The sequence below is a fragment of the Staphylococcus simulans genome (genome assembly GCF_002902285.1).
Lineage (GTDB): Bacteria > Bacillota > Bacilli > Staphylococcales > Staphylococcaceae > Staphylococcus > Staphylococcus simulans.
On sequence record NZ_PPRU01000025.1, the window covers coordinates 111,627 to 131,186 of the forward strand.

General features: G+C 35.1%; 23 protein-coding genes and 2 riboswitches. Of the genes, 8 read left to right on the top strand and 15 right to left on the bottom strand.

Going from position 1 to position 19,560, the window contains the following annotated elements; genetic code table 11:
- The first annotated feature begins 117 nt into the window (after window positions 1–117).
- Complete coding sequence (locus tag CD112_RS06600; protein WP_023015993.1) at window positions 118–1,113, top strand: proline dehydrogenase family protein; 996 nt, start codon at window positions 118–120, stop codon at window positions 1,111–1,113.
- Between the two features lie 73 nt (window positions 1,114–1,186).
- On the opposite strand, the gene ribH is transcribed toward CD112_RS06600, so the two are convergent.
- The 7 genes from ribH to CD112_RS06635 all read right to left on the bottom strand — a co-directional run bounded on the left by ribH (window position 1,187) and on the right by CD112_RS06635 (window position 8,049).
- Window positions 1,187–1,648, bottom strand: coding sequence for a 6,7-dimethyl-8-ribityllumazine synthase (gene ribH, locus CD112_RS06605; RefSeq protein ID WP_070626312.1), 462 nt, complete (start codon window positions 1,646–1,648; stop codon window positions 1,187–1,189).
- 32 nt (window positions 1,649–1,680) lie between these two features.
- Window positions 1,681–2,862, bottom strand: a complete 1,182-nt coding sequence (gene ribA, locus CD112_RS06610) for a GTP cyclohydrolase II (protein WP_103364052.1) — start codon at window positions 2,860–2,862, stop codon at window positions 1,681–1,683.
- 15 nt (window positions 2,863–2,877) lie between these two features.
- On the bottom strand, window positions 2,878–3,510 hold the full coding sequence (locus tag CD112_RS06615; protein ID WP_057509781.1) for a riboflavin synthase: 633 nt from the start codon (window positions 3,508–3,510) through the stop codon (window positions 2,878–2,880).
- Between the two features lie 4 nt (window positions 3,511–3,514).
- Window positions 3,515–4,564: a bifunctional diaminohydroxyphosphoribosylaminopyrimidine deaminase/5-amino-6-(5-phosphoribosylamino)uracil reductase RibD gene (ribD, locus tag CD112_RS06620; RefSeq protein WP_103364053.1), complete on the bottom strand. Its 1,050-nt coding sequence runs from the start codon at window positions 4,562–4,564 to the stop codon at window positions 3,515–3,517.
- Between the two features lie 162 nt (window positions 4,565–4,726).
- A riboswitch (FMN riboswitch) is annotated at window positions 4,727–4,863 on the bottom strand.
- 94 nt (window positions 4,864–4,957) lie between these two features.
- On the bottom strand, window positions 4,958–6,439 hold the full coding sequence (locus CD112_RS06625; protein WP_002481244.1) for an FAD/NAD(P)-binding protein: 1,482 nt from the start codon (window positions 6,437–6,439) through the stop codon (window positions 4,958–4,960).
- A 141-nt stretch (window positions 6,440–6,580) separates the two neighbouring features.
- A complete protein-coding gene (gene sagB / locus CD112_RS06630; protein WP_002481245.1) occupies window positions 6,581–7,426 on the bottom strand; it encodes a peptidoglycan release complex glucosaminidase SagB in 846 nt (281 codons plus the stop codon).
- A gap of 401 nt (window positions 7,427–7,827) precedes the next feature.
- A complete protein-coding gene (locus CD112_RS06635) occupies window positions 7,828–8,049 on the bottom strand; it encodes a hypothetical protein (protein WP_023016000.1) in 222 nt (73 codons plus the stop codon).
- 204 nt (window positions 8,050–8,253) lie between these two features.
- On the opposite strand from CD112_RS06635, the gene CD112_RS06640 reads away from it, so the two are divergent.
- The gene (locus CD112_RS06640) at window positions 8,254–8,751 is read left to right on the top strand and encodes a sigma factor (RefSeq protein ID WP_103364054.1); all 498 of its coding nucleotides are present in this window, start codon (window positions 8,254–8,256) and stop codon (window positions 8,749–8,751) included.
- Window positions 8,752–8,831: 80 nt separating this feature from the next.
- Window positions 8,832–9,191 carry a hypothetical protein gene (locus tag CD112_RS06645; RefSeq protein ID WP_126498008.1) on the top strand — a complete coding sequence of 120 codons (360 nt, stop codon included), beginning with the start codon at window positions 8,832–8,834 and terminating at the stop codon, window positions 9,189–9,191.
- On the opposite strand, the gene CD112_RS06650 is transcribed toward CD112_RS06645, so the two are convergent.
- Together CD112_RS06650 and CD112_RS06655 are read right to left on the bottom strand one after the other, a co-directional pair.
- Window positions 9,166–9,627: a hypothetical protein gene (locus CD112_RS06650; protein WP_103364056.1), complete on the bottom strand. Its 462-nt coding sequence runs from the start codon at window positions 9,625–9,627 to the stop codon at window positions 9,166–9,168. The two genes, CD112_RS06645 and CD112_RS06650, sit on opposite strands and share 26 nt — an antisense overlap.
- Before the next feature lie 141 nt (window positions 9,628–9,768).
- Window positions 9,769–10,485 carry a transaldolase gene (locus tag CD112_RS06655; RefSeq protein ID WP_002481250.1) on the bottom strand — a complete coding sequence of 239 codons (717 nt, stop codon included), beginning with the start codon at window positions 10,483–10,485 and terminating at the stop codon, window positions 9,769–9,771.
- 187 nt (window positions 10,486–10,672) lie between these two features.
- Between CD112_RS06655 and CD112_RS06660 the strand changes: the two genes are divergently transcribed.
- From CD112_RS06660 to CD112_RS06670, 3 genes are read left to right on the top strand one after another with little or no spacing between them, the layout of a single operon-like run.
- Window positions 10,673–10,981: a hypothetical protein gene (locus tag CD112_RS06660; protein WP_057509776.1), complete on the top strand. Its 309-nt coding sequence runs from the start codon at window positions 10,673–10,675 to the stop codon at window positions 10,979–10,981.
- A 60-nt stretch (window positions 10,982–11,041) separates the two neighbouring features.
- Entirely contained in the window at window positions 11,042–11,413 is a 372-nt protein-coding gene (crcB, locus tag CD112_RS06665) for a fluoride efflux transporter CrcB (RefSeq protein ID WP_103364057.1), read from the top strand.
- Entirely contained in the window at window positions 11,406–11,759 is a 354-nt protein-coding gene (locus CD112_RS06670; RefSeq protein ID WP_002481253.1) for a fluoride efflux transporter FluC, read from the top strand. The genes crcB and CD112_RS06670 overlap by 8 nt, the downstream gene beginning before the upstream one ends.
- 51 nt (window positions 11,760–11,810) lie before the next feature.
- On the opposite strand, the gene CD112_RS06675 is transcribed toward CD112_RS06670, so the two are convergent.
- The 3 genes from CD112_RS06675 to metK all read right to left on the bottom strand — a co-directional run bounded on the left by CD112_RS06675 (window position 11,811) and on the right by metK (window position 14,961).
- Window positions 11,811–12,647 carry an aldo/keto reductase gene (locus CD112_RS06675; protein WP_103364058.1) on the bottom strand — a complete coding sequence of 279 codons (837 nt, stop codon included), beginning with the start codon at window positions 12,645–12,647 and terminating at the stop codon, window positions 11,811–11,813.
- A gap of 121 nt (window positions 12,648–12,768) precedes the next feature.
- Window positions 12,769–13,668 carry an NERD domain-containing protein gene (locus tag CD112_RS06680; protein ID WP_103364059.1) on the bottom strand — a complete coding sequence of 300 codons (900 nt, stop codon included), beginning with the start codon at window positions 13,666–13,668 and terminating at the stop codon, window positions 12,769–12,771.
- Between the two features lie 96 nt (window positions 13,669–13,764).
- Window positions 13,765–14,961 (bottom strand): methionine adenosyltransferase, encoded by a 1,197-nt coding sequence (gene metK / locus CD112_RS06685; RefSeq protein WP_002481256.1) that lies wholly within the window; start codon window positions 14,959–14,961, stop codon window positions 13,765–13,767.
- A 110-nt stretch (window positions 14,962–15,071) separates the two neighbouring features.
- Window positions 15,072–15,187: riboswitch (SAM riboswitch) on the bottom strand.
- Window positions 15,188–15,348: 161 nt separating this feature from the next.
- Between metK and pckA the strand changes: the two genes are divergently transcribed.
- Entirely contained in the window at window positions 15,349–16,941 is a 1,593-nt protein-coding gene (pckA, locus tag CD112_RS06690) for a phosphoenolpyruvate carboxykinase (ATP) (protein ID WP_002481257.1), read from the top strand.
- A 52-nt stretch (window positions 16,942–16,993) separates the two neighbouring features.
- Here the strand turns inward: pckA and CD112_RS06695 are convergent, their stop codons facing one another.
- Both CD112_RS06695 and ytkD read right to left on the bottom strand, forming a co-directional pair.
- Window positions 16,994–17,767, bottom strand: coding sequence for an alpha/beta hydrolase family protein (locus CD112_RS06695; protein ID WP_057509771.1), 774 nt, complete (start codon window positions 17,765–17,767; stop codon window positions 16,994–16,996).
- On the bottom strand, window positions 17,733–18,224 hold the full coding sequence (gene ytkD, locus CD112_RS06700) for an RNA deprotection pyrophosphohydrolase (RefSeq protein WP_002481259.1): 492 nt from the start codon (window positions 18,222–18,224) through the stop codon (window positions 17,733–17,735). The genes CD112_RS06695 and ytkD overlap by 35 nt, the downstream gene beginning before the upstream one ends.
- 77 nt (window positions 18,225–18,301) lie before the next feature.
- On the opposite strand from ytkD, the gene yidD reads away from it, so the two are divergent.
- Entirely contained in the window at window positions 18,302–18,559 is a 258-nt protein-coding gene (gene yidD / locus CD112_RS06705; protein WP_002481260.1) for a membrane protein insertion efficiency factor YidD, read from the top strand.
- Here the strand turns inward: yidD and menC are convergent.
- Window positions 18,550–19,560 carry an o-succinylbenzoate synthase gene (gene menC / locus CD112_RS06710; protein ID WP_103364060.1) on the bottom strand — a complete coding sequence of 337 codons (1,011 nt, stop codon included), beginning with the start codon at window positions 19,558–19,560 and terminating at the stop codon, window positions 18,550–18,552. The genes yidD and menC overlap by 10 nt on opposite strands.

A 19,560-nucleotide genomic window follows, 5' to 3' on the forward strand; every position in this document is an offset into this window, starting at 1 on the left:
AATTTACTATTCGTGTTATTTATAAATAAATAAGTATATTTGTATATTGTTAACGTTTTTATACATTTATGAAACATGATACACTATTTTTAACAGAGTTGTATGGGAGGAATTTACATGCCATTAGTCAAAGATTTTTTTATCAGTTTATCAAATAACACTTTTTTGAACCAAGCAGCACGAAAATACGGACCTATGTTAGGTGCCAGTAAAGTAGTTGTTGGTAACTCGATTGATGAAGTTATTAAGACAATCCAAACACTTAATGATAAGGGGATTACGGTGACTGTCGATTGTCTTGGTGAATTTGTAGATTCAAAAGAACAAAGTATTAAAGAAAAGAAAATTATTTTAACTGTACTACAAGCAATTTACGACAACAATTTAGACGCACATATTTCTCTTAAAATCAGTCAATTAGGCGCAGAGTTCGATGTAGATTTGGCAGAACAGAACTTAAGAGAAATTGTAGAAAAAGCAAAGTCACTTGGTAATATTCATATCAATATTGATACCGAGAAATATGCAGGCTTATCAAATATCCTCTATGTATTGGATGAATTATCAAAAGATTATGATAACATCGGAACAGTAGTTCAAGCTTATTTATATTCAGCCGACAATATGATTGAAGATTACCCGCACATTCGATTACGTTTAGTCAAAGGTGCTTATAAAGAAAATGCGTCTATCGCCTACCAAACTAAAGATGACATCGATGAGAATTACATTAAGCTTATCGAAAAAAGACTGAAAAGTGCGAAGAATTTTACATCTATCGCTACACATGACCACAAAATCATTGATCATGTTAAAAAATTCGTTAAAGAGAACAACATAGATCGTGATAATTTCGAATTTCAAATGTTGTATGGTTTCCGTTCAGAGTTAGCTTATGAAATTGCCGAAGACGGTTATCATTTCTGTATCTATGTTCCATTTGGCGAAGATTGGTTCGGATACTTTATGCGACGTTTAGCTGAACGTCCGCAAAATTTAAATTTAGCTGTCAAAGAATTTGTGAAACCTAAAACACTTGCTGTAGGCGCTGGCGCAATTGCCGCAATTATTGGTTTAAGTTTCGGTCTCAAAGGCTTAAAGAAACGCAAGTAAATACTGTATTCATGAAAAAGGCAAGACCACTATCGGCCTTGCCTTTTGTCTGTTATTTTTAATTCAAAAACACTTATTGAATTGATTTTAATAAGTTTGCCATTTCAATTGCAGCCATTGCTGATTCTGCACCTTTATTGCCCGCTTTTGTACCTGCTCGTTCGATTGCTTGTTCAATTGTCTCAGTTGTTAGTACACCGAAGATTACTGGCAAGCCTGCTGTATCACTCACTTTTGATACGCCTTTTGCAACTTCATTACATACATAATCATAATGAGATGTTGCTCCGCGAATGACACAACCCAATGTAATCACTGCATCATACTTATTTGTTTCTGCTAATTTTTTAGCAGCTAGTGGAATTTCAAATGCACCTGGTACATATGCTACATCAATGTTATCATTTTCTACTTCATGACGGACTAATACATCTTTAGCCCCTTCTAATAAGCGACCTGTAATAAAATCATTAAAACGACTCACAACAATACCGATTTTTAAATCTTTACCTAATAGTTTACCTTCAAAGTTCATGTTAATTCCTCCAATAATATCGTTAAAATTTATTAAATCATGTGTCCCATTTTTTCTTTTTTCGTTTGCATATAATCATGATTGTGACTACATTCAGGTACAATCAGTTCAATTCGCTTTTCAACTTCAATACCATAATGTTTTAACCCTTTGAATTTTTCTGGGTTATTACTTAACAAGTTCACTTTTTCAATGCCGAAGTGTTTTAAAATTTCAGCAGCATGATAATAATCTCGTAAATCTTCTTCAAAACCTAATGCTAAATTCGCAGTGACTGTATCGTGACCTTGTTCAATCAGTTCATAGGCTTTCAGTTTATTAATTAAGCCAATGCCTCGACCTTCTTGTGGTAAGTAAATCACCATACCGTTGTGTTCATCGATGTATTTCATTGCTGCTTCTAATTGAGCACCACAGTCGCAACGTTGACTATGGAAAATATCACCTGTCAGACAAGATGAATGAATACGTACATTTTCTACGTTTTGAATGTCACCTTTAACAATTGCTACAATTTCATCATGTGAATAATCTGATTCAAATCCATACATATCAAATGTACCGAAATCTGTAGGTAGTTTTACTTTAGCTTTTGCATGCATGTGCTGTTCATGCAATTTACGGTAATGAATCAAAGATTCAATGGTAATCATTTTTAATTGATGTTTTTCTTTAAATGCTTGGAGTTGCTCACCTTTAGCCATTGTGCCGTCTTCATTCATGATTTCACAAATGAGACCTGCTGGTTTTGAGCCTGTCATACTTGCTAAATCTACAGCCGCTTCCGTATGTCCTGGACGTACTAGAACCCCGCCGATTCTAGCAATCAATGGAAATAAATGACCTGGTCGATTAAAATCTGCACTTGTACTCTCATCATTAATCAAAGCTTTAGCTGTCAGCATTCTCTCAGCAGCGCTGATACCTGTCGTAGTATCGATATGATCAATACTTTCAGTAAATGCTGTACCAAATGCATCGCTGTTATCTTTAACCATCGGCTCTAAATTTAATGAGCGTGCGATAGAAGGAGCTAGAGGTGCACAAATTAAACCACGTGCTTCTCGCGCCATAAAATTGACTGTATTTTCATTCATCAATTCCGTTACAGCTACTAAGTCCCCTTCATTTTCTCGGTCTTCATTATCCACAACAATAATACTTTCACCTTGTTTTAGTGCTTCAACTGCACTTTCGATATCATCAAATTGCATTTCTGAACACTCCTCTTAGAAACCGAATTGCGCTAATTTATCTGGCGTTAATTCAGTATTTTGATTTGAAATTGCTTTTTGTACATATTTAAATAACATATCCGCTTCCAAATGCACGGTATCACCGACACGCTTTTGACCTAAAATCGTTGCGCGTTTTGTTTCTGGAATTAAATGAATATCAAATTGGCCTTCTGCTAATCTGAAAATCGTTAAACTTGTTCCATCAACCGTGATTGAACCTTGTTGAACCATTTGGTCAGTAATAGATTTAGGACATTGTATGGTCATGATATTAGAATTAGATGACGGTCTGATTTTTAGGACTTTTCCGACTTCATCGACATGACCTAACACAAAATGGCCGCCAAATCTGCCCTGACTCGGCATAGCGCGTTCAAGATTGACCGAGCTGCCTTTAGTCAGTTGATTGAGATACGTTTTATTTTCTGTACCTTTGATAACATTCACATCAAAGGATTTCTGATTAAAGGAAGTTACTGTTAAACATGCACCATTGACACTGATTGAATCGCCGATATGCATATCTTCTAAAATTGTTTCACATGCTATCGAGAGTTTTATGACATTTTGTTCTGTCACAAGGCGATCAACCGTACCGATTTCTTCTACAATACCGGTAAACATGAAATCACTTCTTTCTTAATACAACTTTGATATTTTGATCGATGATTTCAGAATGGTCAATTTCAAATTGAGGAGTTTGTTCTAAAGGAAGTACATTGTCAGTTTGATAAAACTGATACTTGCCAGAACCTCCAATTACTTTCGGGGCGTAGTAAATAATCAGTGTTTGGACACACTGTGATTGGAGAAATTGTGAAGTCACTTTAGGTCCGGCTTCTACATAGACTGAGCCGTTACCTCTTTGATATAAATCTTTTAAAATAGTTTCAATAGAACAATCATCTAATACAATGATTTGAATATTAGACCCATGCTCTTTTGTTTTTAATTGTGTATTTTCTGTATACACAAGCACAGGTGTCAGTTGATCAGTAAATAAAGTTTGTGTGAAATCCAAATGACCGCTTCTCGCTAACACCACACGTACAGGCTGTCTTTCTCCTTCTAACCTTACCGTTAAACTCGGATTGTCAGCTTGTACAGTACCTGCACCGATTAGAATAGCATCATGTCTTGCTCGATGTTTAAACACATCCTGTTTCACACCTGGATTTGTAATCCACTTACTTTGACCGTTATCTGTCGCTTGCTTTCCATCTAAACTGACACTAACCTTTAAAGTTACTTCAGGTATCTGTGCTTGTTTAGCTTTGAAAAAATCTGTATACATAGCTTCTGCTTGTGCATCATGCTGATATTCCACTTCTATACCTGCTTCAGTTAAAATCTCATCACCAGGTGAATCTAAAGTTATATCTTTCATCGCATATACAACTTTTGAAATACCTGCTTCAATGATTTTATTGACGCAAGGCGGTGTAGAACCAAAGTGTGTGCAAGGTTCAAGCGAAACATAAATCGTTGCGCCTTCTGCATCTGCACCTGCCATATCTAAGGCTTGTACTTCCGCATGTCGTTCACCTTGTTTTAAATGCGCACCCAAACCGACAATTCTGCCATCTTTAACCACGACAGAACCAACGGCAGGGTTCACACCCGTTTGGCCTTCAGCCATTTTTGCTAATGCAATCGCATTTTGTAAAAATCGATTCAAACAATCACCTCATTAAAATAAAAAAATTCCGTCACCTAACTAAAGAGGCAACGGAAAAATGTATCATCACCGTATTTAAACAGAGTCCACCCATGTTAAAAATTGCTAACACAAACTAGACTTCACTTAAATACGCGTTTTAAATCATATTTAATGACGTCTTGATTCTTTCTCCCATCCAGACTTTCACTGTCGGCTCTAGATTCACACTAGATCAGCCATACTCTAAAATAGAGTACAGGTCGCAGGCTTATGTTTTTACTGCCGGTTGGGAATTGCACCCTGCCCCGAAAGAATATTATGAAATTGTTTCTGAATCGAACGAGCAATACTTTGCTCATATATTTATCATAGCTTATTTTAATTTAACTGACAATAATTATTACTTAATGATTATCTATTCTCCGAATGAAATTCATATAAACTATTAACCGCTTGTACAGATTGACGCACAATCATATTGACACCATTTCGTGCTTGGTTGATGCCGTTGGTAATCTGACCAATCGCAATTAAGTGTGGCAGTGTTCCGTATCTCGGGCTGATGACTTGATTTGTTTCAGGCACAATTTGAATGCCGCCCATCGGATGCGCTTGCACAATTTGTCTATTCGCAATATCAATTAAAAAGCCGTCATCTTCATCTAAATCTTTTAATTGTGTTCTAGGTCCAGTCGCATTAATCACAACATTATATTGTTCAGTTTCGTTTGAATCTTTATATTTGAAAACAAAGGTATCATTTTCTTGTACAACTTTTTCTAAATCTTTTTTGATTAACAAGTGTCCCGCTTCTATCTCTTCTATAAGCAAACGTGCTGTGCGTGGCGGCATTGGGTTGGAATTCGCTTTTAAAATCGGCATGTAGCGTTTCATAAACTCCCTTTGATCTTCAATGCTTAAACTATTCCAAATCCAGTTCATATTTTCTTTTATCGTTTCTAATAAACTTTGGAATACACCTAATATTTCTGGGTGAGCTAAATCATATTTTAAATCTTTAATTGGGTCGCCGACTTTTCGATTGATAAGCTGTTGAAGTGGGATATTCAAATCCTCACACTCTTGCTTAAAGAGATGAATAGCAGTCTCTAGTGGAACTACACCAAAATGAGATTTAATAATCTGATTAAAGTTTTCTTTAGTTAGATACTTTAATGTAATTTCTGGCATTTCCCCTCTGACACTTGGCAACTCTCCACGTCGACTCACAGCCGTCAATGGCAAGTTAGGATGATGCTTCACAACATAACGAATAACATCAAGACTAGATAAACCTGTTCCGATTACTGCGATATCATCCGTATCTTCCACTGTATTTAATGTTTCATATGTGGGATAAGGTGATTTAATAAATCCTTTTAATCCTTTTAACTGGTATGGGTCATGATACGCCATCGTACCGACTGTCAAAAAGACATAGTCATATTGACGACATGCCTCTTGTTCATGATTGGTACAAATAAAGTATTGAATATGCGCATCTTTTTCAAAACCTTTTTCCAAGTACATTTCAGTCGCTTTTTCAGTAATAATATGAATATTGTCATACATGTCATTAAATTTATCGAGATAACTTTTCATATAATGTCCAAAGACAAATCTTGGTAAATAAGTCGCATTCTCAAATTTAAAATCATTTTGTTGTTGATACCAACGATAGAATTCTTCCTGATCTTTAGAATTTAATGACATATCCTTACTTGGTAAATTAATTAGTAATTGTGAGCTGTCATTTTGAAATGGTACACCTTGTCCCATATTTTTAGCATTGTCATAAACATCAATGTCTAGTTCTTTGAAATATGGGTGTTGTTCTAATTGTCTTAAAATACTGACACCTGCAGTGCCCATTCCGATTATTGCAACACGCATACAAATAACCTCCTACTCTTCCTACATAACTACCCTGTTTATTGCTTCACCTTCTATTATGCAACAAACAAAAATAAAGCGAAACAATTAAATCACATTCATTTAATCATTTCGCTTTAAACTATATATTATATTGAATTATTATTGATGTTCTTTGTCATCTTTATAAACAAATAACTTGTAGTATTTACCTTCAGTATTAATCTTTTTATAGAAATCTGCAATAAGTGATGCGTTGCTTTCTGCCCATTTGATATCTGTTGCATATTGGTGTTCACCAGGATTCTTAGGATTCCATCTCATACTATATAACGTATTTTGATCTGGATTTGATAAGAAGTGCTTATGAATAAATTCTGCACCACCATCAATCGCTTTTTCTGGTGTATCCCAACCATGTTTTTTCGCATATTCAGCACCCGTTTTAATCGGGTCTTCATCTAATGCGCCGACACCATAGAAGTTGTAGTATTTTTTACCATCAATTTCTACACCTTTTGATAATTCACTTTTTACAGCACCTGTTTCCAAGATAGCATGTGAAATTAAGTATACTTCATTTACTTGTCGTTTTTTAGCTGCATGAATAAAGTCTTCAGTATGTGCTAATAATGTAGGTCTGTCAGCAAGCATACGCTTGATTCTATTTTTATCGATACCTTGATATTTAGATAAATCTAAGAATTGATACTTTTGAGTTTTATCATCGATAAATTTTTCACTGTCCATGGCTTTCTTGATCTCTGTTCCTGTAGCATCATGCCATCTATCATTTTTGTCGGAAACTTGTTGGCTTGTATAGTTATTAATTTGTTTTTTAGCTGCTTGATTCAGAGTTACGTCCAAATGTTCAACTGTTTCTTCTTTTTTAACATGTTTAAACAATATTTGGTCGGAAATCATAGAAAAGAAAATATAACCTGTCACAGCCAAAATAACAAGCAGCCCTATAATTGCGAAGATAGAGCCTTTCTTGTGTTTCGTCATAATTACACCTCTTAGGTCAAGTTAAAGTGAACTGCTTAACACTATGTAACACGGTGTTGAAGCTTCTCGGCGCATTCATGATGACTGATTTATTTCCTACCGAGCTATCCCCATAGTTCCTACGGTTTTATAACACTTAAAAAAATTATTTCGTTTTGATTCTAAATCTTAACACTTTTTGCAGTGTATCACAATTTAGAGTTATCCAACCACCATTCTATCATATCTTATTCCATAGAACGTGCTTGAAGTCAGAATGTAATATTGCTGTATTCTTTCAATAACATTTCTATAACCTCAGTACATGATTCGTGCAAAATAACATCCTTCAAATAAAAAACAGCCTATTTATCTACAGACATTTCTGTAATAAACAGGCGAATACTAGCTTTCGTTTTTAATTATTCCGGACGTTTGTACTCCATAATTATAAAACTAGCTGCTTCTGATCTATTCTTATAGTAGTAACGGTTCAAATCGATTGTACCTTCAATTTTGCCATCACGATACATCATTTCATTTGTCATATTATTAATCATTACAAAATCTGAACTATCTTTAATCATATCCAATTCATCATGGCGTGCGAAAAAGTGTTCTAAATTCAAGTGTGCGTAATCCATGGAATCCTCCCATCTATTAGTAAATTATGTTTAATCATGCTTATTATGTCGAAAACTACAATTTATTTTGTTAAATTATTTAATTCTACCCTTCTATTTAACACCTATTTTGTACATTTAGCAAATGAAAGAATTAATCCGCTTCGTTAAACTCAAACCAACCAGAAATAATATGTTATGTACAAAGATTGAAAGTGTGGAGTGATGAACATAGAGACATTAATCATCCGACACCAGGGTATCATTTATGCTTTATTAAAAAGATATAATATTAAGTATGATATTGACGAATATGCCCAACTTTTATCCATCAAAATGTGGTCATTATTACGACAATTTGATACGTCCATTCATAATAGCATGAGCGGTTATTTATTTCAAAGGCTGAACTACTATCTCATCGATTTATTTAGAAAGAAAAGTAAAGTTTTAGAAGAGAGTAATCAAGCAATCATCTCTGATATTAAAGATACAAGTGATTACTCAGATTACAATTATCTCACGCAGTTGATCGCATCTAAATATTACTTGCTGCTTAATGACTATGAACGCATGTGGTTGAATTTAAAATTATGTGGTTATAAACAGTTCGAAATACAAACTTTGATGAAGAAGTCAGCGACTACAATCAGAAAGTATCAAATGCAAGTTCGCCATAAACTTGCACCTTTAAAACACTTTCTTAAAGGAGAGATGTCATAATGGTTGTTTGTGAACGTCCAAGAATTTTATATTTCACTTCCTACCCTCATCACACTTTCCAAATAGAATGTGTTTACAACATGTTTCATGGTTTAACGAAAGTGCCATTAAAATCTTATATGAATGCAATATTAAGACGTGAATCACCTCAATCTAAATATGCATCATATGAATTGAAACAAATGCTCAATATTCGTAAACACTTGCCATTAATCGTGAATCAACAAACCATTTTATTCCCTATACAGAATAAACGTGCACCTATCCAACATTTTGTAAATGGTTTGGAAATCATAGGTCTAAAACAAGAACGCTATACGACAAGACTGATCTTTAAAAATGGTGTGCATTTAGTCGTAAACGCCCATTACTCGTTTGTGCATCGTAAGTGGTTAGAATGTATCTTCTTACATTTTATGACTTTTCATGACGCTGATTAAAGCGATTTTCTAACAACTTTTTTGTAAAGAATGCTGTAACGATTTTCATTAAAATACTTGCGACGATCAGCGATATAATGCCACCTATTAGAATTAATGCTAATTGTACAAGTGATAAATCGACTTGTGGATTTACAAAATATTGAACGACACTTAAACTCGTTAGTAAACCAAATAAAAATAAACCTAGTAATAATGCATTGATAAGTAGCATCCCAACAATAATTAAGAATAGTGACGCTGTCCCTTGATGACGCTTTTTAAAGATATGCGTTCTTAAAAATTGATTTGAAAACTTGATAGGCTGTTTATAAGTTAATGTATCAGTCTGATTGTTTTCTAAATCCTTTAAAACTTGGCTCAACTGATCTTTTTCTTTCTTATTTAGGAACCAAAGTTGCTTTTTTACTTTTGTTTCAAATTGCTCTTTTTTCACGACATCTATACACCTGCCCGGTAAAAATTTTAAAAAGAGGCAGAAATAACTTTACGATAAGGACTGATACCTTGGTAAAGATTATTTCTGCCTTTATTTTATACTAGAATCAATTATCATGATACTAGATTTCTCATTTAATTATAGAATTGAAAGTCCTGATTTTTGAATATCTTTTGCAAATCCTTCAACAGTATCTACTGATAATTCATTGATATCTCTGCCGATATTTGGAATTTTGCTGATAACGCCTGCTGGGCATGTGATAATATCTGCACCAATTTCATCTGCTTGAATGACATTAAATAATTCACGGCAACTTGCCCACAATAATTTTACACCTTTTTTAGAATGTGTTACTTCTACAGATTCTTTCATTAGTGGTAATGGATCCACACCAGTGTCCGCAATACGTCCTGCAAAGACAGAAACATAAGTTGGAACACCTTCTGTGACTGCATCTGTAATTTCTTTAACTTGTTCTAAAGTGTATACTGCAGTTACGTTTAATTGTACGCCGTCAGCTGATAATCTTTTAATTAAAGGAATTGTAGACTCACCTTTTGTATTCACAATTGGAATTTTAACGAAAACATTTTTACCATATTGTTTTAAAATTTCCGCTTCTTTTTCCATTGTTTCTAAATCATCCGCAAATACTTCAAATGAAATTGAAGCATCTGGAATTTCTTTCACAGCTTCCTCAGCGAATGCTTTATAATCTGTAACACCTGCTTTAGCCATTAAGCTCGGGTTTGTTGTGAATCCGTCTACCTCGTTATTTTTGTAAGCTTTTTTCATTTCTTCAATATCTGCACCATCCGCAAATACTTCTACATTCAAATCTGCTTTTACCATAAAATAAGTGCCTCCTTATTACTGTTAACTTTCAATGCTGTCTAAAGTAACTTGATTATAACATTCCCCCGTTTAAATCGCGATTGATTAACTCACAGCAGAATTGTTAACAAAGGTTTAAAAAAGAAACCACAACCCTCTAAAATTTTATGATATTATAAAAGAATGTACAGAAACGGAGGTCATCATGTCACGGTCAAAACTTTATTTTTACCTTACTATAATCCTTATTATCATCAGTTTTAACTTTAACATGTATAATCCACTGTTAAACGAGCAGTTTCATTCAATTGCGAAAAAAATAATTACAAGCAGTGTTGTTAATGCAATTATCCTAATTATTGCGATCATTTTAGCAGATAAATCTATTAAACATTCAAAAGAACGTACAGATTGGATTCGTAAAGCCAGTAAAATGTTACCTATCATCTTATTTATAGTGATTGTTATTCATATCGTTACTTCTTTAATCTCATTTGGTATGATTAAATTTTAATTGACAACCCACTATAACAGTAGCATTATTTATATATTAAAAATGTAACGAGGCGATATTTTGCAGTATTTATATGTGTTCGTAGGAGGCGCACTAGGTGCCTTGCTGCGATTTATCTTTTCACAATTAAATCATGGCCAAGGATTCCCAATCGGAACTTTTATTGCTAACTTAGCGGGTGCCTTTTTTATGGGTTTAGTCTCCGTCTTGGTAATTCAAACTTTTAAATCTAATCCTTTACTCAAAAAAGGAATTACAACTGGATTTTTAGGTGCATTAACCACGTTCTCTACATTTCAATTTGAACTGGCAAAAATGTTTGAACATCAGCAATATATTTTACTTTTTGTCTACGCGATTTCAAGCTATATTCTTGGTTTAGCAGTATGCTATATCGGTAGTAAAGCTGGAGGTGCCTTAAGTCATGAGTAACCTTTTATTAGTAATGCTTGGTGGCGGTTTAGGCGCTGTAGTCCGTGCAGCTGTCACAAATAGCTGTTCAAAACTATCTACTCAGCTGCCAATAGCAACGCTTATTGTCAACTTAGTAGGCAGTTTCTTAATCAGCTTGCTATCAGGTATCGCAATTGCACAAGCTTGGTTGTCTCCATTGATTATTGTAGGATTTTTAGGTGGATTAACTACATTCTCTACCCTATCACTGGAATTAACCAATATGTTGACCACTAAGTCACAACGTATGCTTTTTATTGCGTATAGCTTTTTACAATATGGATTATGCTTTATCGCATGCCTAATCGGTTATGTTATCGCATAAAAGAAGCGTTATCTTTTACAACTCACTGTAAAGGGTAACGTTTCTTTTTGATTAATATGATTTATAAGATGGTACACCTGCGTCTATACTTTTATTTTGATTTAATAGATCTATACGTTTCATTTGGTCGTCGGATAGCTCAAAGTCAAACACGTTGATATTTTCTTTAATGCGTGAAGGTGTAATGGATTTAGGAATCACAATAACATCATGTTGAATATGCCATCTCAATACAACTTGCGCAGGTGACTTCTCTACTTCGTCAGCGATAGCTTGAATTGTTTCATCTTTTAAGATGTCGCCGTTCATAAATGGTGACCAAGCTTCTGCTTGAATACGTTGCGCTTTAAGATACAACCTTAAATCATTTTGTGTTAAATAAGGATGAAATTCTATTTGATTAATCACTGGTTTAATCGATGCATGTGACAACAAACTTTCTAAATGATGCGGTTGAAAGTTGCTGACACCAATATTTTTAACTTTATTTTGTTTTAATAAATCTTCCATGCCTTTCCATGTATCAATCATTTCTTCTTCATTAGAGCCAGGCCAATGCATTAAATATAAATCTAAATAATCTAAATCAAGTTTATCTAAAGTTCGTTGATAAGCTTCTTCTACATTCATTCTGCCGTAATCATCTAACCATAGTTTTGAGGTAATGAATAAATCTGAGCGGTGTATGCCAGCGGCTTGAATACCCTTTTTAATGCCTTCTCCTACTTTTTCTTCATTTCCATAGCGTGCAGCTGTATCTATACTGCGATAACCGTGTTCTATCGCAAATGATACACGTTGTGCTAATTCATCACTATTTTCAATTCTATATGTGCCAAGTCCCAATTGTGGCATCGTTTGTCCATTATATAGCGTAAATGTATTCATTTTCTCTCTCCTTGCATTGTTGCTTTACCTTTATGCTATGCACAATGAATAAAACTGTAAAACATTTTGAATTAAAAATGCACTGCTAACTGTAAAATTACAGTCAACAGTGCATATTGTATTAATTAAATGATTCAATTTCTTCCATAACACGTTGTAAGTCTTCAACATTATATTGAATACGTCCATGGAAAACGAATTTATTAAAGTATTCATCTAATTGTTCTGGTCCAACTAGTACTTTAGTATTTGTTGTTTGTGCGTAATTTGAAATTGTCACTGCACCTTCATTTTTAGGATTGAAATAAAGTAATGCCATTGGTGTATATTTCAAATTCAATTCGCGCTTCAATGTATCTGCTAAGTGCTCAACTTCTTTTAATTGATTTGAGTAGTTTACAAATGAAGCTGATTGCTTATCATCATTTTCATCTAACACTAATGTTTGAGGATGACGTTTATCTAAATCCAACACATCAAAGACTTGTTCAATGGTTGGTAATGTACCGAATTGTTCTTGACTGATGCCATTATAAACATGTCCTTTAAGTAATTGAGAATCGATAATGTATAAGCCTGTACGTGTTAAGACTAAATGACTGATACGATCAATCGCATTAAAATCATTTTTAGGTAAGAAGATATTCGCCATAATATGCATATCTTCTGGTCGAATACGTTTTTCTTTAACCAAACGATCTCTGATACCGATTAAACGCATGTCTGTCACATACTCACTATGATTTTTCGAGAAGAGCTTCAGCGCATCGATTTCACGATCTTTTGCTGTCACTGTTTCATCGAAATCAGCGCGTTGTTTTGTGACCGCTTTTTTATGTTCGACGCGTTCTTTTTCAAGCTCGTCTTCATAATTTTCTTTTATACTTCTTTCTTTTGCCTCATATTGTTCCTCTGCTTTCAACTTAGCCTTTTTCTTACTGTTTAAGACAACTAAGAATAAGACAAAGAAGATAACAGCGACGACAATTGCTGCAATCAAACCAATTTCTAATGGTCGCATAACATATTCCGCTCCTTTACATATCTTACTCCCAATTATAAAGGAAAATATCGAATGTATCGATAATAAAATGTCACAAATTCAAAAACTGTATAGTTATGCTTGAACAGCTTCTTTTAATGCATCTACTTTATCTACACGTTCCCATGGTAAAGCAACATCCGTACGGCCAAAGTGACCATAAGCTGCTGTTTGTTTATAAATAGGACGTTTTAAGTCTAACATTTTAATGATACCTGCTGGACGCAAGTCAAAGTTAGCTCTTACCGCTTCTACCAATTGTCCTTCAGAAACTTTACCAGTTCCAAATGTATCAATTGAAATAGATACAGGTTCTGCTACACCGATAGCGTATGCAAGTTGTACTTCACATTTATCTGCTAATCCTGCTGCAACAATATTTTTAGCCACATAACGTGCTGCATATGCTGCTGAACGGTCTACTTTTGTAGGATCTTTACCACTGAAGCAACCACCGCCATGACGTGCAAGACCACCATAAGTATCTACAATAATCTTACGTCCTGTTAAACCAGCGTCACCTTGAGGTCCGCCAATCACAAAACGACCTGTCGGGTTAATGAAGAATTTAGTTTCTTCATCTAATAGCTCAGCTGGTACGATTGGATCAATCACATGTGTTCTGATATCACGTTGAATTTGATCTAATGAAGCATCTTCAGCATGTTGTGTTGAAATAACAATCGTATCAATACGTGCTGGTTTATCATTTTCATCATACTCAACAGTAACTTGTACTTTACCGTCTGGTCTTAAGTAAGTTAATGTACCATCTTTTCTGACATCTGATAAACGTTTCGCAAGTTGGTGTGAGAAGTAAATAGGTGTCGGCATATACGTATCTGTTTCATTCGTCGCATAACCAAACATTAAACCTTGGTCACCTGCACCTGTACTTTCAATTTCCTCTTCCGTAATTTCATTTCTATATTCTAAAGCAGTGTCTACTGCTTGTGCGATATCTGGTGATTGCTCATCAATTGCTGACATCACAGCCATTGTTTGGCTATCATAACCATATTTCGCTCTCGTATAACCGATTTCTGCTACTGTATCACGGACAACCTTAGGAAAATCAACATAAGTTGCTGTAGAAATTTCTCCGACAATCATAGCCATTCCCGTAGTGACTACTGTTTCGCAAGCTACTCTTGCATCCGGATCTTTCTTTAATAATTCATCCAGAATAGCGTCTGAAATTTGGTCCGCTATTTTATCAGGATGCCCTTCTGTAACAGATTCTGACGTAAACAATTTTCTATTATTCGACATAACTGACTCCTTTTAATTTTGATTACGAAAATTCTCTATCTACGAGCTCAAATAAAAAAGGACTTTCAAACTATATAAACATAGAGAGAAAGCCCTTAAACGTCCTTTCGCTCTTATCGTTCAAACATCTTTAATGACATTTGCAAACGGTTTGGCACCTTTCTCCGATAAGGAGAGGTTGCTGGGCTTCTTTGGGTCCATGTCCCTCCGCCACTCAGGATAAGAGAATCCGTTAATCACAATACTACCCAAACTCTTTAGGCTTGTCAATTCTATATGTCTAAAATCTTAAATCTGTTATGGAATAATCGGCATATTATGTTATACTATGAAAATGTAAAGGCTTACAATTATTAACAATACTTACGCGCTGGAGGGGTTTTTAAAATGGCAGTAGATGCACAAACTAACCGTAATAAGTTGGATCATTTGATTGGAAAGTCTTCATCACTTTTCCAACTCACAACTACACAATTGTACAACAAGATTCTGGACAACAACGAAGGGGAACTGACAGAGCTTGGGGCTATCAATGCACTGACAGGTCAATACACTGGACGTTCACCTAAAGACAAATTTATTGTAAATGAACCTTCTTATAGAGATACGATTGACTGGGGTTCAATCAACCAACCTATTGAAGAAGATACATTCTTAAGACTTTACGACAAAGTTTTAGACTATTTAGATCAAAAAGATGAACTTTATGTCTTCAATGGTTATGCAGGCAGCGACGAAGATACACAACTACGTTTAACAGTAGTGAACGAAATGGCATGGCATAATTTATTCGCGAAAAATATGTTCATCCGCCCTTCTTCAAAAGAAGAAGCTCAAAAAATCAAACCAAACTTCACAATTGTTTCAGCACCACACTTCAAAGCTAATCCTGAAGTAGATGGTACAAAATCAGAAACATTCGTGATTGTTTCATTCAAACACCGCGTTATCTTAATCGGGGGAACTGAATATGCGGGTGAAATGAAAAAAGGTATTTTCTCAGTCATGAACTATTTATTACCACAACAAGACATCATGAGTATGCATTGCTCAGCCAACGTTGGCGAAAAAGGTGATGTTGCTTTATTCTTCGGTTTATCAGGAACTGGTAAAACAACATTATCTGCAGCACCTGACCGTAAATTAATCGGAGATGATGAACACGGTTGGAACCAAAATGGTATTTTCAACATTGAAGGCGGCTGCTACGCTAAAGCAATCAACCTTTCAAAAACGAAAGAACCTGAAATTTTCAACGCAATCCGCTACGGTACAATTTTAGAAAACGTAGTCGTTGCTGATGATGGTTCAGTTGATTTCGATGATAACGAGCACACTGAAAATACACGTGCTGCTTATCCGATTGATTACATTAAAAACATTGCTAAACCATCTAAAGCTGCACACCCAAATACAATCATCTTCCTTACTGCAGATGCATTTGGTGTGTTACCGCCAATCTCTAAATTAAACAAAGCACAAGCACTGTATCACTTCTTAAGTGGTTTCACATCTAAGCTTGCAGGTACTGAACGTGGTATTACTGAACCAGTTCCTTCATTCTCAACTTGCTTCGGTGCACCGTTCTTGCCATTAAACCCTAAAGTTTATGCAGAATTATTAGGTGAATTAATCGATAAACACGATGTGGATGTTTACTTAGTGAATACAGGCTGGACTGGTGGAAAATACGGCGTAGGTCGTCGTATCAGCCTTAAATATACACGTCGCATGGTAGACGCTGCGATTAAAGGCGACTTAAAAGATGCTGCATTCGAAAAAGATGAAGCATTCGGTTTAAGTATTCCAACTGAAATTGAAGACGTACCAAATTCAATTCTACAACCAATCAACGCTTGGAGTGATAAAGACGCATACCGTGAACAAGCTGAAGACTTGAAATCACGTTTCGTTGAAAACTTTAAGAAATTCGGTGAAGAAAACGATGAAATCGCTGAAAAAGGCGGATTCCAAGCCTAATTAAATATAGAAATAAAGAATTCCGAGAGAGGTCACCCCTTTCTCGGAATTTTTATATCTTTTTTGCTTCAACATCGTCCATCCATTGATGTATCACTTGTAATACTTGTTTTAATGCTTTCGGTCTCGGAATATGTCCTTCCTTAGGTTGATAATACGTTTGATAACGATGTCCGATTTTTTTCAAGTAATTTTCTAAATAATAAGCTTGATGAATACCAACTTGAATATCTTCACCGCCATGAATAATTAAAATCGGTGGACTATTTGCGTCAATATATTGTAAAGCTTCTCTTTCTTGATAAGCAGCTAAATCTTTTTTAGGATGCCCTACCATACGACGTAACATCCCTCTTAAATCCACTCGCTCTTCATACATCAAATGCAAGTCAGATACACCGCCCCAAGTAATATAGCTGTCTGCTGGTAAATCTTGGAATGTTAATAATCCTTGTAATCCACCTCGAGAGAAACCAATTATATGCACAAAAGCTTCTGGATATAATATTTTTAATATACGGATCGCTTGTGTCACATCATGCAAATCATCACCACTGAATTCATCTCTGCCTTCACTGCCATTGTTACCGCGATAGTAAGGTCCGAAAACTAACGTATGATCATTCGCAAACTGTAATAGACGTCCAGTTCTGACACGCCCTACTTTTCCTTTACCGCCACGTAAATAGACTACAATGCGCTTTACAGACTGTTTAGGTGTAATCATAAGTCCTTTGACTCGTAAATCATCTACAAGGTAAGTTACTTCTTCACCACGATGCGTTGTGAGATCAATCGGCATCCTCTTTCTTTTGATAAAGTCCAAGTTCTATCACTCTTTCTACACATTTTAATATCGCTTCGTCTTCTAATAAGAAACTCTTTTCTTCATCCGAAATTTCATCTAAATGTTTACACGTCACAGGGCCTGCTGTTTCTAAATAATCGTTTTTACTTTCTAAAGTGTCTACTTGCACCGCAAAGACATCTTTCGTAAACCATTTCGTCCCTTCTGGGTGATATACGGTATATTGCGCAACATACGTCATCTCAGCAACAATCCCGCCAGTTTCTTCATAGACTTCACGAACAATTGCTGATTCGCTACTTTCACCCTGTTCTATTTTCCCACCTGGAAATTCTATCCCTCTTTTTTTATGTCTAGTTAAAAGATAACTATCATTGAGAAATGCGATCGCAAGAACGTGTTCCCCATTTGGTTTATCTTGTGGTTGTGTAAAATTCAACCGAATTTCTTTATCAAATTGATCATGTATAATCACGTTCTATCACATCCTTTTATTATATATGCTAAAATAGATTCGTTACGAATTGAGACAAATCAGTTGGAGGGATTAATTTGAAGAAGCTCTTACTCGGCTTAATATGGATATATCAACATTTTATTTCACCGTTGACACCTCCTACATGCCGCTTCTACCCTACATGTTCAAACTATACAAAAGAAGCTATTGAAATCCATGGCCCAATCAAAGGAACATGGCTTGGTATCAAACGCATTTCAAAATGTCATCCGCTTCATAAAGGTGGATTTGACCCAGTGCCATTAAAGCATGACAAGCATCAACATTGTCATCATCACCATCATCATGAATAAATTTTTAATTGATCCGCATCAATTTCAGGGGGCGCAAAGTATAAGTGTCCCCTTTTTAATATGCCGTTTTCTTGTGTAAACTCCTGATCAAAATAATAGCCATAAGGCGTTACATCCCCTGGATAGTCAGCATACTGACTTAGATAAGCAGTAAAATAGCGGCTTAATCCATATTCATACATACCGCCGATCACTACTTTAATGTTTTGTCGATGCAAGCTGTCTATCGCATCTAATATTTTATCTATGCCGCCAAGTCTGAAAGGCTTTAAAATCACTGTATCAATCGGATATTGTTCAATCAAGGTTAAAATGCTTGAGACATCTCTTGCTTTCTCATCTATTGCTACAGGTAGGATAACTTTTGGAGATAAGGTTTTCAACATTTCTAAATCCTTAAAAGGCTCCTCGATATACAAGATATCTTCAAGGTTTTGAACTTTTTTTAAAGTCGCTATATCTTGATTCGTTAAAGATTCATTCGCATCTAATGCGATCCATGGTTTAATTGGTAAATTTTGTAGCTGTTCGATGTCAGCAATAACTTTTGGCGACCACTTTAATTTAATACGCTTTGGTTTTGTTTCTAATAGTTGCTGATAATTTTCAGTTGATAAACCACTTATCGTTGCACCATACTGAACCTCGAATGAAGGAAGATGATGGAAAACTTGATATAACGCCATCGCAACAGTACTTCTCGCTGCAGGTGCGTGATTCAAGTGGTTCAACAATACTTTAGCTTCATCAAAGGTTTCTATCTCTTTATCTTTGAGGACTGTATTAAACCATTGTTTCAATGTTTCATACACACTCTCTATTGTCTCTTTATCATACCAATCTGTTTCAAAGGCATTACATTCGCCGAAATAAGTTTGTCCGTGCTCATTTTTCAATCCGATCACTAAGACTTTTCTTGTTTCTAGAGTGACTTTAGGCGTTTTAATCTGATGCTTAAATGCTGCTTCATACGTATAAAATAGAATCGATTCAAAACGCAT

What these genes read in the sequence shown, in the direction of transcription:
- ribH (WP_070626312.1), bottom strand. Translation starts at nt 1,648, where the DNA reads ATGAACTTTGAAGGTAAACTATTAGGTAAAGATTTAAAAATCGGTATT.
- CD112_RS06615 (WP_057509781.1), bottom strand. Translation starts at nt 3,510, where the DNA reads ATGTTTACCGGTATTGTAGAAGAAATCGGTACGGTTGATCGCCTTGTG.
- CD112_RS06660 (WP_057509776.1), top strand. Translation starts at nt 10,673, where the DNA reads ATGTCACGGTCAAAACTTTATTTTTACCTTACTATAATCCTTATTATC.
- CD112_RS06670 (WP_002481253.1), top strand. Translation starts at nt 11,406, where the DNA reads ATGAGTAACCTTTTATTAGTAATGCTTGGTGGCGGTTTAGGCGCTGTA.
- CD112_RS06675 (WP_103364058.1), bottom strand. Translation starts at nt 12,647, where the DNA reads ATGAATACATTTACGCTATATAATGGACAAACGATGCCACAATTGGGA.
- CD112_RS06600 (WP_023015993.1), top strand. Translation starts at nt 118, where the DNA reads ATGCCATTAGTCAAAGATTTTTTTATCAGTTTATCAAATAACACTTTT.
- ribA (WP_103364052.1), bottom strand. Translation starts at nt 2,862, where the DNA reads ATGCAATTTGATGATATCGAAAGTGCAGTTGAAGCACTAAAACAAGGT.
- CD112_RS06640 (WP_103364054.1), top strand. Translation starts at nt 8,254, where the DNA reads ATGAACATAGAGACATTAATCATCCGACACCAGGGTATCATTTATGCT.
- CD112_RS06625 (WP_002481244.1), bottom strand. Translation starts at nt 6,439, where the DNA reads ATGCGTGTTGCAATAATCGGAATGGGCACTGCAGGTGTCAGTATTTTA.
- menC (WP_103364060.1), bottom strand. Translation starts at nt 19,560, where the DNA reads ATGCGTTTTGAATCGATTCTATTTTATACGTATGAAGCAGCATTTAAG.
- CD112_RS06645 (WP_126498008.1), top strand. Translation starts at nt 8,832, where the DNA reads ATGTTTCATGGTTTAACGAAAGTGCCATTAAAATCTTATATGAATGCA.
- CD112_RS06680 (WP_103364059.1), bottom strand. Translation starts at nt 13,668, where the DNA reads ATGCGACCATTAGAAATTGGTTTGATTGCAGCAATTGTCGTCGCTGTT.
- metK (WP_002481256.1), bottom strand. Translation starts at nt 14,961, where the DNA reads ATGTCGAATAATAGAAAATTGTTTACGTCAGAATCTGTTACAGAAGGG.
- CD112_RS06635 (WP_023016000.1), bottom strand. Translation starts at nt 8,049, where the DNA reads ATGGATTACGCACACTTGAATTTAGAACACTTTTTCGCACGCCATGAT.
- sagB (WP_002481245.1), bottom strand. Translation starts at nt 7,426, where the DNA reads ATGACGAAACACAAGAAAGGCTCTATCTTCGCAATTATAGGGCTGCTT.
- CD112_RS06655 (WP_002481250.1), bottom strand. Translation starts at nt 10,485, where the DNA reads ATGGTAAAAGCAGATTTGAATGTAGAAGTATTTGCGGATGGTGCAGAT.
- pckA (WP_002481257.1), top strand. Translation starts at nt 15,349, where the DNA reads ATGGCAGTAGATGCACAAACTAACCGTAATAAGTTGGATCATTTGATT.